12 protein-coding genes and 1 pseudogene are annotated in these 13,186 nt (G+C 61.3%); 8 read left to right on the top strand and 5 right to left on the bottom strand.

Features of this window, described 5'->3' with window-relative positions; genetic code table 11:
- Nucleotides 1-24: 24 nt before the first annotated feature.
- From G8767_RS22635 to G8767_RS22620, 4 genes are read left to right on the top strand one after another with little or no spacing between them, the layout of a single operon-like run.
- Complete coding sequence (locus G8767_RS22635) at nt 25-864, top strand: alpha/beta hydrolase (RefSeq protein WP_166811888.1); 840 nt, start codon at nt 25-27, stop codon at nt 862-864.
- A 56-nt stretch (nt 865-920) separates the two neighbouring features.
- A complete protein-coding gene (locus tag G8767_RS22630) occupies nt 921-2,687 on the top strand; it encodes a multicopper oxidase domain-containing protein (RefSeq protein WP_166811886.1) in 1,767 nt (588 codons plus the stop codon).
- A 36-nt stretch (nt 2,688-2,723) separates the two neighbouring features.
- On the top strand, nt 2,724-3,938 hold the full coding sequence (locus tag G8767_RS22625; protein WP_166811884.1) for a CoA transferase: 1,215 nt from the start codon (nt 2,724-2,726) through the stop codon (nt 3,936-3,938).
- A 1-nt stretch (nt 3,939) separates the two neighbouring features.
- Nucleotides 3,940-4,851, top strand: coding sequence for a hydroxymethylglutaryl-CoA lyase (locus tag G8767_RS22620; protein WP_166811882.1), 912 nt, complete (start codon nt 3,940-3,942; stop codon nt 4,849-4,851).
- A gap of 6 nt (nt 4,852-4,857) precedes the next feature.
- Here G8767_RS22620 and G8767_RS22615 read toward each other — a convergent pair whose 3' ends face one another.
- The 5 genes and pseudogenes from G8767_RS22615 to G8767_RS22595 form a co-directional block, all read right to left on the bottom strand.
- Nucleotides 4,858-5,163, bottom strand: a complete 306-nt coding sequence (locus tag G8767_RS22615; protein WP_166811879.1) for a hypothetical protein — start codon at nt 5,161-5,163, stop codon at nt 4,858-4,860.
- Nucleotides 5,164-5,210: 47 nt separating this feature from the next.
- The gene (locus tag G8767_RS22610) at nt 5,211-6,308 is read right to left on the bottom strand and encodes a hypothetical protein (RefSeq protein ID WP_166811877.1); all 1,098 of its coding nucleotides are present in this window, start codon (nt 6,306-6,308) and stop codon (nt 5,211-5,213) included.
- On the bottom strand, nt 6,305-7,561 hold the full coding sequence (locus G8767_RS22605) for an ATP-binding protein (RefSeq protein WP_240952616.1): 1,257 nt from the start codon (nt 7,559-7,561) through the stop codon (nt 6,305-6,307). Before G8767_RS22605 ends, G8767_RS22610 begins: the two co-directional genes overlap by 4 nt.
- A pseudogene (locus tag G8767_RS22600) lies at nt 7,504-7,725 on the bottom strand (LuxR C-terminal-related transcriptional regulator); the annotation flags it as partial. The pseudogene G8767_RS22600 and the gene G8767_RS22605, both read right to left, overlap by 58 nt.
- A gap of 212 nt (nt 7,726-7,937) precedes the next feature.
- Nucleotides 7,938-8,642 carry a response regulator transcription factor gene (locus G8767_RS22595; protein ID WP_166811873.1) on the bottom strand — a complete coding sequence of 235 codons (705 nt, stop codon included), beginning with the start codon at nt 8,640-8,642 and terminating at the stop codon, nt 7,938-7,940.
- Between the two features lie 193 nt (nt 8,643-8,835).
- On the opposite strand from G8767_RS22595, the gene G8767_RS22590 reads away from it, so the two are divergent.
- From G8767_RS22590 to G8767_RS22575, 4 genes are read left to right on the top strand one after another with little or no spacing between them, the layout of a single operon-like run.
- Nucleotides 8,836-9,360: a TetR/AcrR family transcriptional regulator gene (locus G8767_RS22590; RefSeq protein ID WP_206029677.1), complete on the top strand. Its 525-nt coding sequence runs from the start codon at nt 8,836-8,838 to the stop codon at nt 9,358-9,360.
- Complete coding sequence (locus G8767_RS22585; protein ID WP_166811869.1) at nt 9,357-10,841, top strand: NAD(P)/FAD-dependent oxidoreductase; 1,485 nt, start codon at nt 9,357-9,359, stop codon at nt 10,839-10,841. Before G8767_RS22590 ends, G8767_RS22585 begins: the two co-directional genes overlap by 4 nt.
- Nucleotides 10,838-12,553 carry a GMC family oxidoreductase gene (locus G8767_RS22580; RefSeq protein ID WP_095969644.1) on the top strand — a complete coding sequence of 572 codons (1,716 nt, stop codon included), beginning with the start codon at nt 10,838-10,840 and terminating at the stop codon, nt 12,551-12,553. Before G8767_RS22585 ends, G8767_RS22580 begins: the two co-directional genes overlap by 4 nt.
- Nucleotides 12,537-13,184, top strand: coding sequence for an acetoacetate decarboxylase family protein (locus G8767_RS22575; protein WP_166811867.1), 648 nt, complete (start codon nt 12,537-12,539; stop codon nt 13,182-13,184). The genes G8767_RS22580 and G8767_RS22575 overlap by 17 nt, the downstream gene beginning before the upstream one ends.
- Nucleotides 13,185-13,186 lie beyond the last annotated feature (2 nt).

The raw sequence follows: 13,186 nt of genomic DNA, 5'->3' as shown, positions 1-13,186 counted from the left end.
CAGTGTAAAGATTTGGGAGTGGGCATGGTTGAGGCAAGACTTCACGACGGGACAACTATCGAGGTGGAGGTTCTCGGACATGGCCCAGCCGTGCTGATGCCCGTGAACCCGATCCCGGCTACCGGCGACAAGGCGGAAGAACTGAGTGTCTGGGGCGTCGACCCGGCGCTCGGTCGAACATTCGTGGAAGCATTGGCGTCGAATTTCACCGTGGTTGCCTTCGATTACGAAGGGCACCGGATGGCGTCGCCTGCTCCGGACACGCTCACTCCCGACAAGATCGCGTCAGATCTTCTGGCCGTGGCGAATGCTGCTGGCATCGATCAGTTCGCCTACTACGGATACTCCTGGCTGGCTGTGTGTGGGTTGCAGTTGGCGCTGCGCACCCATCGTCTGACCGCACTGGTCATGGGCGGTTTCCCGTCGCTGGACGGGCCGTACAAGGCAATGCTCCAGGTCACCGAAGCGACACATCGCATGGCGAGCGAACCGCCCCAGTCCTCATTACAGTCCACGGCATCGCCGGACGAGTTCGATTGGAACTCCATCGACATTGCATTGACCGAAGCGCAGACCCGGCAGTTCGTGACGCTGTACCGCGCACTTGGTGAATTCGACGATCGAACGATTCAAGAGCGCATCCTTTGTCCGCGAATGTGTTTCGTCGGTTCGCAAGACGTCATCGAGTACGGTGACCGATGGGGTGGGGTACGGGTCGCGCCGGCCGATCTCGACCTCGACGCCGCTCGGTCGGCAGGGTGGGATATCGAGGTACTCGACGGTCTGGATCACACGCAGGCAATGCAACCGGCTCATGTTCTACCCATCCTCAAACCTTGGTTGGAGAAGGTGGTCGGTGTTTGACCGTGCGAGCACGCGGGTAACCCGCTCCGGATGCCGTCAGCGTGAGGGGGCCGTGAGTGGACGAGTCACACAAGATCCGTCGCCGATCGTTTGTTCAAGGGCTGGGCCTGCTGGCTGGACTGAGCGCATTGTCCGCTGGATCTGCGACGGCTCGACCTCCTGATGTCGATCCACTGCGCCCGTTCCAACTTCCATCTCCCCGGCTGGAACCGTTCCGGGAGTCCCTTCCTGTCCTGCCGAGCATTTCGGGTGGCAATCTGGAAATTCGTGCGGCCTCGTCGATGCACCGTTTCCATCCGGACCTACCGCCGTCGCCGTCGCTGGGCTACGGCGGAATGGATTATCTGGGCCCCACCATCGAGGCGCACGTCGATCAGCTCGTGACAGTCCGATATGCCAACGACATTGCTGCGTATCCGCTTGCCGCGGATGTGGATCCGGGTTTACACGGCGTCAGCGACCTCGACCGTACACAGGTCCCCACTTCGCTTCACCTGCACGGAGGTGTAACCGCACCGCAGTTCGACGGGCATCCGGAGCTGATCCAGCGTCCGGGCGAAGGCTTGGTCCACGAATACACGAATGGTCGTGCCGCCGGCAATCTCTGGTACCACGATCATGCCATGGGGATGACGCGCCTCAACGTCTACGCCGGGTTGGTCGGGATGTATTTTCTCCGCGACGATGCTGACACAGGCACCGCCGGGAACTCGCTCGGCCTGCCGTCCGGTGAGTTCGAACTCCCGATGATTCTGCAGGACAAGGTATTCACCTCCGACGGCCAACAGAGTGTCCGTTCCACGTGGCTCACTCCGCAGGGGTCCTGGGACCCGGCGACTCCCGGTGACGTGGGTGTGGTGAACGGCGTCGTATGGCCGAAGTTGGAAGTCGCTCGCGGACTGTACCGCCTGCGCCTGCTCAATGCAGCAACCTATTCGGTGTGGAATCTGCACTTCGCAAATCGCATGCGGTTCTGGGTGATCGGGTCCGAAGGCGGGTTGCTGGCCGCTCCTGCGCCGACGGATCACGTTCGGTTGAGTCCGGGTGAGCGCGCTGATTTGCTTGTCGACTTCAGTATGCTCGAGCCGGGCACGATGGTGGAATTGCGCAACGACGAACCGGTACCCCTTGCGGTGGCTCAACGCGGCACCCAGGTGATGCCGGTGTTCTGTCGGTTCGACGTTGGCAGCGCAGCGGGGTTCACCGGATCGATCCCACAGCAGCTGAATTCCGTTGCTGCCGAACCAGCGTCCCCGGATGTGGTGCGAAATCTCACGATCATGCAGCTGTCGCGTCCCTCGGATTACCCGTCGATCACTATGTCGCTCAACAATTTGAGGTTCACCGATTCGGATATCGAACTGCCGCGTCAGGGAACCGTCGAGCAATGGAACCTGATCAACATCACCACGGAACCGCATCCGATTCATCTGCATCTGGTGGCGTTCCGCGTTGTGGGACGCCAGAACATCGACACGGCAGCGCTGATGCAGCGGTATCCGGTGCCCGACTTGGGGGTCCGATGGACGCCGTCGGCAGAGGAATTCGTGACTTCGTCGCTGCGGCCTCCCGAAGTGTGGGAAACGGGGGAGAAGGACACGGTCATCGTGGATGCCAACTCGATCACCCGCGTGATCGTGCGCTTTCCGACTGCCGATGAGTTGGGCTTCGATCCGGATGCAACTTTCGCGAGAGGATCCATGGCAGATCACTCGGCCCATGGAGAAGCCGGCATGGGAGACCTGCAGGGGTACGTCTGGCACTGCCACATGCTCGATCACGAAGACCACGACATGATGTTGCGATACCGGGTGGTGACGTAGCCTTCAAAGGGAGAAAAGTTCCCAGAGGAGGCAGCTGTGTCGGAAGGTGCGCCCACCGGGCCCCTGGACGGATATCGGGTGATTGAACTCGGAACCTTGATCGCCGGGCCCTTCGCCGGGAAACTGCTCGGCGACATGGGTGCCGACGTGATCAAGATCGAATCACCGGACCGCCCCGATCCTCTTCGTACCTGGGGTCAGGCAGAGCAGGACGGTCATCGATTCTTCTGGACGGTTCACGCCCGCAACAAGCGCTGTGTGACGTTGGACCTTCGGGTCGACGCGGGCCGAGACCTGTTTCTGAATCTGATCGAACATGCCGACGTGGTGGTCGAGAACTTCCGGCCGGGCACCCTCGAGAAGTGGGGTCTGGGATTCGACGTTCTCAGCGCGCGCAACCCGAAGTTGGTGTTGGCCAGGGTATCCGGCTACGGACAGAGTGGTCCGCAGGCGAAGAGCGCCGGATACGCCTCGGTTGCCGAAGCGGTCAGCGGATTTCGGCATCTGAACGGTTATCCAGGGCAGGCACCTCCGCGTATTGCCCTTTCACTCGGAGATTCTCTCGGCGGGATGTTCGCCGTTCAGGGAGTGCTGGCGGCGTTGCTCTCGCGAGAGCGGACCGGCCGTGGTCAGGTGGTCGACGTTGCTCTCACGGAATCCTGTCTGGCGGTGCAGGAATCCACGATCCCGGATTACGATCGGGGCGGGATCATCCGGCAGCCCTCGGGAACGAGGTTGGAGGGTATCGCGCCGTCCAACATCTACCAGACCTCTGAAGGAAACTGGGTGGTGATCGCGGCCAATCAGGACACGCTCTTCGTGCGTCTGTGCACCATCATGGGTCGACCGGAACTAGCGCATGACGACCGATTCTCCAATCATGTTGCGCGTGGCAAACATCAGGACGAGCTCGACGAATTGATCAGCGCCTGGGTCGCGCTCCAAGATCCCACCAGCCTGGTGGAACGCCTCACCGAAGTGGGAGTTGTTGCCGGGCCGATCAATACGGTTGAAGATGTGGTCAAGGATCCGCAGCTGATCGAACGGGGGATGCTCGTCGACCATTACGACGAACGGATCGGCGAAAACGTCCTCGGCCTGGGCGTCGTGCCTACCTTCAGTGAGACACCCGGGTCCGTGCGCAACGCGGGAGCGTCGTCGCCGGGGCACGACAACGCTTCCGTCTGGGGCGGGATCCTCGGACTCTCGGACGACGAGCAGGAAGAACTGAATAAGAAAGGCGTGATCTGACGTGTCGGTACCTGAAGCAGGTGTTCCCGCGGTCAGCATTCGTGAAGTCGGGCCTCGGGACGGGCTACAGATCGAAAAGCCAGTAGCGCTGGCGGACAAACTTCGACTCGTAGAAGCTCTGGCTGCGACGGGTGTTTCGCGCATCGAGGCGACGTCATTCGTGTCGCCGCGAGCTGTGCCGGCATTAGCCGACGCGGAGTTGTTGGCCGCAGAGCTGCACCGGTGGCCGGGTATCGAGTTCTCGGCATTGGCCGCCAGAATCGGCGGAGCAAAGCGGGCCGTCGCCGCAGGAATGAAAACCGTCGAATATGTTGTGTCAGCGTCGAACGGCCACAGCGAGGCCAACACTCGGTCGACGACGCAGCAAGCGACCGAACGTATCGGAGAGGTCGTCCGGATCGTTCACGACGCCGGCGGGCGGGTAGAGGTCATCGTCGCTACAGCCTGGGACTGTCCGTTCGACGGTCCAACCGATCCGGATCGCGTTCTACGGATTGCGGAGCAGGCCAAAGAGTTCGGCGCCGATCAGTTCTCGATCGCAGATACCATCGGTACTGCAACGCCCGGACGTGTCGGACGATTGATCGACGCTGTCGGCGAAAGAGTGGGTGACTTCGGCTTGGGTGTGCACTTCCACAACACGCGTGGTGCTGGCATTGCCTGCGCGTTGGCGGCTGTGCAGCACGGTGTTCGAAATCTGGACGCATCCACCGGTGGTCTCGGCGGCTGCCCGTTCGCTCCCGGTGCGAGCGGTAACATCGCGACCGAGGAGTTGGTCTACATGCTCGAAGACATGGGTATCACGACGGGCATCGACCTGGATGCGAGCATTCGGGCCGCCGCGGTCGCGGAAGAGGTTGTGGGCCATACTGTTCCCAGTAATCTTCTCCGCGCGGGCGATCGGAAGCGATAGGGAGCTTCACTCGTTTCGGTTGGGTGATGCGAGTTGAAGTTTGACCAGCTGTTCGTGTGCTGCCGGGGGCCAACCGATGCGCTGCTTCTCCAGATACCAGGCGCCGGCGGCGAATACGATGGCGAGGACGATCCAGATCGCGACGCTTCCGATCTGCGAACCCAGGTCGCTCGATGAGGACACTTCGCCCGTGCTGTAGTCGTATTCCGTTGTCGTGGTGATTCCCTCGACTGCGAAGGTCCACAGAATCGGAAGGGCGCACAGTGCGGCGAGAGCGCGAGCGACATGCGCTGGACGCAGTTCGAAGATCATTCTTTTCTCCTGGCGATCGACCCGGTGAATCTCACTCGCCTCGAAAACTATTCGGGATCGACGGCGCTGTCTGTAGTCGGATCGACGGACATGGACGGGGTGCCGAGTTCCCCCCGATCTCCCTGCCGTACCAGCTGCACTCCATTGTGATCGAACTCGATTCGTCGAACGTCTTCAGCGTCGACCAGCATCGTGGCCATAGCGGTACGCCGAGGTGGAAGGATCCGAATGGTCACTTTCCCTCGCGTGATCGCGGTGAGTTCCCGGACGATGCTCGAGTGGATCCTGTCGCGAACGGCGGGGTTCGCGCCATCCATTCCGTGGTCGTCGAGCAGGACCACCTCGACGCCACGGTTTCGAGCGGCATGCACAGCATCGATGACATCTGTCTGTTGTAAGACAGGCGCTCTCAGCGAATCTCGGAGTTGCGCCTCGAGGAGTTCGCATTCTTGCCGTTCCGCCGTTGTCAGCGGAATCCCGGAAGCAACCCGTTCGAGAAGCGGGCGTGCAAGGAGATCGAGCCTGTCGAGTTGCGCGTCGCGTTCCTCGAGAACCGCAGCGCTAGCGGACGCGGAGGCAATTCGTTGGGTGGACTGCTCCCGAAGTTCGTAGATAACCCTGGCTTGAGGACGGATGGTGTACGCGAAGAAGGTCGACATCAGAACGGGGCCCGCGTTGATGACCGTCAATGACACTCCGTACATGGCCCCCTGGCCGGTAGTGGACGACCAGATGGCGGTCACCAACACCATGAGCCCAAGCCCGAGCCACGCGAGTGCCGTACGCCCACGAACGCACATGAAGGTGAAAACGGCCGTCGACATCCCGAACATCCACAATTGAGTCATGTCGTTGACGGGCACTGGAACCACTGACAACACCAGGCCACTCGTGACGGCGCCGGTCAGGGACACCAGAAGGCTCTGGCCCAGCGGCATCGGGTCGCCTCTGCTCAGAACGAGTGTGAATGCCGCAGTTGAGCACACGACAATTGCCAAAACCATCGGCCAGACTGCGCGGACGTCGGAGGAGGTGTACGCGACCGAGATCACGCAGGTGAGAGCGAAGCATGCAGCCATGAATCGAGCAGCACGGCTGTGCATGCCGAGGAGATCGCGGACATCTCGTCCGTCCGGTCTGGTCACGCCATCACCGCTGCGGGCAAGCTCAACGTCAGAGTCACCGAAGTACCGCGACCGGGTGACGATCGAATGGTTGCCGATCCACCGTCGAGTTGACGCATTCTGCCGCGGATACTGACAGTGATTCCGAGGCGATGCGTTTCGACGGAGCTCGGATCGAAGCCGACGCCGTCGTCCTCGACGACTACCTCGAGGCGGGTTGTGGTTGCCGTGACCGTGACCGAACGCCGTGCACTGCTTCCGGCGTGCTTGACGCTGTTGCGCAGCGCCTCGGCCATCGCACCGGCTATCGCACGAATCGAGTCGGGTGCGAATCCGCTCGGATCGGACTCGCTCGAGATGGCAGTCTCGAACGCGACGCTTTCATCTACTTCCGAAGCAGCTGAACGCAACTGAGCGAGGATTCCGTCGAAGTCGAGAATCGTCTCGTGATCGGTTCCGGAGCGGAGTTCGTCAAGCCTTTCGACAGTCCGTCGCGCCTGAGCGATGACCGAGGGATCGGCATCGTTTCTCGAGGCAGCGAGCAGAGTGGACATCACGGTGTCATGGATCAGTGCGTCGAATCTCTCGCGTTCGACGGACTTGGCCTCGGCCGCGGCGGCACCGGCGGCAGCGGCATGAGTGGTGGCGATGGTCGCGTCCAGTACTCGGCCGGTGCGCAAGGCCATGACGGCTGCTGCGACGAAAACCGCGCAAAATGTCCAGGCGAAGGCGAGGTCGGGAACAAGCAGGTGCGTCGTAGGACTCGTCCGGATTATGTGATTGGTCAACTGTGCGAGCGTTGCCGCCAGGAAAAGGTGCACGACGGCAGCGGCCGGTCGCCAAGCCGCAGCTGCCGCAAGGCTGGCGACACCGGGGAAATTGGAAATCCACAACGTGAAATCCGTGACGTGCTCACCATTCCACGCCGGCCACCACAGGAGGATGACCACGACGTAGAGAATCGCGTTTGCGCTCGCGGCTCGTTTCACCCACCGGGTGTCCGCGTGAAACGTCGAAGCTCCCAATAGCAGTCCACTACCGAAAGTTGCGACCGCTGCCAGCGGGGTCCACCATGACGCGGACATCGCAGTGGCTTCGGCAATGGCAGGGGCAAGCAATAGCAGATAGCAGATATAGCCTGCACCGATGAAGCGGCCGAAGAGCCTCAGAATTTCGTCGGAAGCTGTGGCTGTTTTGTCGAAGGCAACTCTGTCGATCAGAGTTCGTCGATCGTCACTATCCGATCTTGTATCGCTCGCACGAGTAGTTCGCATTTCGTCGGTGCTTTCCTTCCAACGTCGGCATACTTCTCGCGAATCCGAGACAGGTGAGTCCCCACCGTTCCCACGCTTATGTAGAGGTTTTGAGCGACGCGTGACTTCGAATCACTCAGTAGCCATTCCCTGAGAACCTCGACTTCGCGATCCGACAAACTTGGTCCGACGGGATCCTGTGCCATGCAGTTTTCCACAGTGACGGTCATGAGTTTCGTCCTTCTTTCGTCCAGCGGAATGACAGACTCCCCGACAGTGCCGTCTTCGTACCAGGTGAATGTAAGTCGAAGTTGGCCATTTCCCCAGACATCAATTCCTCTGCCCATATTTCCAGGGGCAGCCTTTTGGCAAAACCATTCGTTACCGAACTTTTTCTTTACTGAAGGTCATTATTAGTCAGGGTCAGATTTCTACCGAAATCCCTCCGTTCCGGAATCGGTAACACCCCGTCCTCGACTGCTCGCTTGTACAAATCGGTTTTGGTTGGCGCCGGCCGTCCGGCGGCAGCATATTTTTGCCTGATGCGCTGTAGGTAGTCGTTGACCGTTTGTGGTGCCAAACCGGTGAGCCGTGCAACGCGATCCGCTTTCTCTCCGGATGCGTAGAGTTCGAGGACCTCTAGCTGTCGAGGGCTCAGACCTACTTCATCTAGACCTGGATCCCCGTCGATGGCGGCGGCCCACTCCGTCGTCACCACTTGCCCTCCCGAAGCGGCGGCACGTATCGCATCAACCACGACGGCCGTCGGTTCGGACTTGCGCACAACTCCGAGTACACCGGCACGCGCGGCCGAGCGAACAAGGAAAGGGTTTTCTGCCCCGGTGAAGATCAGAGTCTCGAGGCCGGCGGTCCGAAGTTGCTCGACGTTGCTCTTGGGTGATGACCCGTCAGCTAATCGGAGGTCGAGAATTGCCAGATCCAGGGTGACGTTCTGCGCCAGAAGTTCGGACACGGTGGTCCCGATGCACACCAACTCGAGATCTGGCTCGTCCTTCAGCATCACAGACAGGCCGATAGCCACCGACTCGTGGTCCTCCACCAGCCCTATGCGGCGATGCTGAGATGCAGTTTGCTCTGACATAACGACCGATCCCCTCCTCTCGATGCGAAGACGCTATCAGGGAAGCTGACTGGTTGGTCCGGATAGTGTTATCGGCTGGCTAAGTTTTGAAGTCAGCCTGGACTGTTTTACGTTTCGGCTCTACAGTGTTCTTGTGACCGAGACCACTTCTGATGCGAAAGTGAGCCGTACGCAGGCCGAACGAACTGCCGCGATGCGTGGGCGTCTGCTCGACGCCGCCGTCGAATCGTTGGTCGAGCTGGGCTACGCACGGACCAGTACGCAAGAGATCGCCCGCCGCGCAGGCGTCTCGCGGGGTACGCAACTGCATCATTTTCCGACCAAGGAATCGCTGGTCGTCTCGGCCGTCGAGTATCTGGTCGACAAGCGACTTGAAGAAATCCTCACCGCTGAAGTGGATCGCGGCCGAGGTCTCGAGGTCCTGGCGGACGCGTTCTCCGGGCCGCTGTTCTACGCTGCTCTCGAATTGTGGGTCGCGGCGCGAACCGATCCTGTTCTGCACGCGGCGACGGTGCCCCTCGAACGCAAGGTCAGTGAGGCACTCGAGTTCGGTAGCGCCGAGTTGTTCGGCGATCGATTCGATTCCGAGTCGGTCGAACTCACCATCGAACTCGTCCGCGGTCTTGCAGTCTCAGCCCTTTTCCGTACACCCGAAGCCGACGATGCGCTCAGAGCGCGACTGTTGCCGGCCTGGCAATCCCGAGTGGAGAAGAAGTGAAGCTTCCCGAACATGTCGAAACGCTGATCGTCGGTGCCGGATTCGCTGGTATGGGCTTGGCAGCCAGAATGCTTCGCGACAATCACGCGGCGGACGTCGTGTTGATCGAGCGCGGAGCTGACATCGGCGGCACTTGGCGCGACAACACCTACCCAGGGTGTGCCTGTGACGTGCCGACGGCGCTGTACTCGTATTCTTTTGCGCCGAGCGCCGATTGGAGTCACACCTTTGCTCGTCAACCCGAGATCTACGACTATCTGAAGAAGGTGGCGGCAGACACCGGCATCGTGGATCGCGTAGTCCTGAACTGCGAACTCGAAGCTGCTGTGTGGGACGAGGATGCGGCGCTGTGGCGTGTTCGGACATCCCGAGGGGCATTGACGGCCAAGACGCTGGTCGCTGCGACCGGGGCGTTGTCGACTCCAAAGATCCCCGACTTTCCCGGTCTCGACCAGTTCTCCGGTACCACTTTCCATTCGGCGACGTGGAATCACGAACACGACCTGCGTGGTGAACGCGTAGCAGTGATCGGAACGGGAGCGTCGGCGGTTCAGTTCGTTCCCGAAATTGCCGACCCGGCGGACCATGTCACCGTGTTCCAGAGAACTCCGGCCTGGGTGATTCCGCGAATGGATCGCACCCTGCCTGCTGCGCAGAAAGCCGTGTACTCGCGGATTCCCTTTACTCAGAAGGTTGTTCGCGGAGCGGTTTACGGCTTCCGTGAGCTACTCGGTGCCGCGATGTCGCATGCGACGTGGGTGCTGCCTGCCTTCGAGGCGGCCGCGCGCCTCCATCTGCGAAGGCAGGTGAAAGATCCGGAACTGCGCCGGAAACTGACCCCCGATTTCACGATCGGTTGCAAGCGCATGCTTCTGTCCAACGACTGGTTGCGCACCCTTGACCGCACGGACGTGAGTCTGGAAGACAGCGGGCTCGTCTCGGTCACAGAAAACGGAGTGGTCGACGGGCGCGGAGTCGAGCACAAGGTCGACACCATCATCTTCGCCACGGGATTTACTCCCACGGAACCGCCTGTCGCGCATCTGATCACCGGAAAACATTGCGAGACGCTGGCTGCGCATTGGAACGGGAGTCCCAATGCGTACAAGGGCACCGCGGTCAGCGGGTTTCCGAATCTGTTCCTCATGTACGGTCCGAACACCAACCTCGGACACAGTTCGATCGTGTACATGCTCGAGTCCCAGGCCGAGTACGTCAACGACGCCTTGAACACCATGAAGCGAGAGCGGATCGATGCACTCGACGTGAACGAGACGGTACAGGTGCACTACAACAAGGGAATTCAGCACGAGTTGCAGCACACGGTGTGGAACAAGGGCGGATGCTCGAGTTGGTACATCGATCCGGAGGGGCGCAACTCGGTGCAGTGGCCGACGTTCACGTTCAAATTCCGTTCGCTGCTGGAGCATTTCGATCGCGAGAACTACTCCGCTCGCAAGATCGAAAGCGTCGAGGCATGACCACGACGCACTACGACGTGGTGGTGATCGGATCGGGATTCGGTGGCAGTGTCGCCGCTCTTCGCCTGACGGAGAAGGGTTACCGTGTCGGGGTGCTCGAAGCCGGCCGCCGGTTTGCCGACGACGAGTTGCCTGAAACCAGTTGGCGACTGCGAAAGTACCTGTGGGCGCCGTGGATTGGGTGCTACGGGGTGCAGCGCATCCATCTGCTTCCGGATGTACTGGTGATGGCGGGGTCCGGAGTTGGCGGAGGATCGTTGAACTACGCCAACACGTTGTATCAGCCACCCAAGCGGTTCTTCGAAGACCGTCAATGGGCGCACATCACCGACTGGCACGATGAACTGGCGCCGTACTACGACCAGGCCAAGCGGATGTTGGGTGTTCGTACCAATCCGTCCTTCACTCCCGCCGACGCGGTGATGAAGGACGTCGCCGAAGAGATGGGCGTGGGGGAGACCTTCACGTCTACCCCCGTCGGTGTTTTCTTCGGGGAGGCAGGAGTTTCCGTGCCGGATCCGTTCTTCGGTGGCAAAGGGCCCGAACGCACCGGTTGCACCGAATGTGGGGGATGCATGACCGGGTGCCGAGTCGGGGCGAAGAACACGCTGGTCAAGAACTACCTCCATCTCGCCGAGCAAGCGGGCGCCAGGGTTCATCCGCTCACGACCGTCACCGACCTTCGGCCGAGCGCAGATGGTGGTTACCACCTGCTCGCCCGAAGAACGGACGGCGTCCGCCGGCGAGAAATCAGGTTCACCGCAGATCAGGTGGTGGTTGCCGCCGGAACGTACGGAACGGCGAGACTGCTGCTCGGTATGAAGGAATCCGGCGCCCTGCCCGGCCTGTCGGACACGCTGGGCACCGTCGTACGTACCAATTCCGAAGCCGTGCTGGCCGCAACGTCGAAGTCGCGTGGACGGGATTTCACGCAGGGCGTTGCGATCACCTCCTCCTTTCACCCGGACGATCACACGCATATCGAACCGGTGCGATACGGCAAGGGCAGCAATGCGATAGGTCTTCTGCAGACTGTCCTGAGTGACGGGGGTGGGCGAACTCCCCGGGTGCTGAAGACTCTGGCAGTCGCGGCCCGGCACCCGGGTGCGTTCTTCCGATCCTTGTCGGTGCGGAACTGGTCCGAGCGAACCGTCATCGCGCTGGTGATGCAGACCGACGACAACTCCCTCGAACTTTCCAAGAACACCAAACGATTCGGACGTTCCCTCACCAGTAGGCCGGGGCCGGGTGATCCACCTCCGCCGTGGATTCCGCAGGGGCATACAGCTATTCGCAAGGTCGCCGAGAAGATCGACGGCGATCCGGGTGGTTCCATCGCCGAGATCGTGAACATCCCGATGACGGCGCACTTTCTCGGTGGCTGCGCGATCGGGGACAGTGCGTCGAGTGGTGTCGTCGATCCGTATCTCCGTGCCTACGGACATGCGGGCCTGCACGTCATGGACGGTTCGGTGGTGAGCGCGAACCTCGGAGTGAATCCTTCCCTGACCATCACCGCGCAAGCGGAACGAGCGTGCGCGATGTGGCCGAACAAAGGTGGCGCAGACGCCCGCCCGAGGACCGGCGAGCCATACGTACGTATCGACCCGACGTTGCCGTCCGATCCGGTGGTGCCGACGCATGCACCAGGCGCTTTGCGGCTTCCCCTGACCATTCGAGCTGAGAAGGTGTCCGATGTGGAGCGTGCCTGAATCGACAAGTGACCGCGTCGACTGGCCGGTGAGTGATCCGCCGCCGTGGCCTGCTTCCGTTCGCGCGACACTGTGGTGGCACCGCAGTACGCCGGCGGCGCGGGAACTCGGGCCAGACGGTCGAACGATTCCGGTGACGGTAGCCATGATGGTGGACTACCTCGATTCTCCGGTCGGCCCGTATCGCGAGATCCTCGCCAGTCCGGTCTTGCATGCGCCAGGGAAACGGATCGGGCTTGTGCCGCGGATGGCGGTCCCTTTCATCGCGGTGGATTCGGAACCTTCGGTGCACGGCGGACGGTTCCACTGGCAACTACCCAAGGTTCTGGCCGAGTTCGACGGAGACGTGCAGCAGAAATTCACGGCAACCGGCGACGGATGGCGGGTGCGTTCCGACACGCGGATGCTCGGGCCGCGTCTGCCGATTGCCGGGGCGTTGGGATTCGCGCAGCCGGAATCCGGTGGTGGTCTGGCGATCGCGTCGGCCAGGCTGACGGGGTCGTTCCGATACGCGCGCGTGAGCGTCGAGGCAGAGGGACCGACACTGCCGAACTGGTTGGCCGCGGGCACCCATCACGGCGTCGTGATTCTGGGCGGAAAAATGACTACCGGAGCAGCCGAACACCGGTAGCA

The organism is Rhodococcus sp. IC4_135, from assembly GCF_011602025.1.
In the GTDB taxonomy this organism is placed as follows: Bacteria; Actinomycetota; Actinomycetes; order Mycobacteriales; family Mycobacteriaceae; genus Rhodococcus_F; species Rhodococcus_F baikonurensis.
The sequence above is the reverse complement of the archived record's forward strand: the minus strand, read 5'-3'. Positions and strand labels throughout refer to the sequence as shown.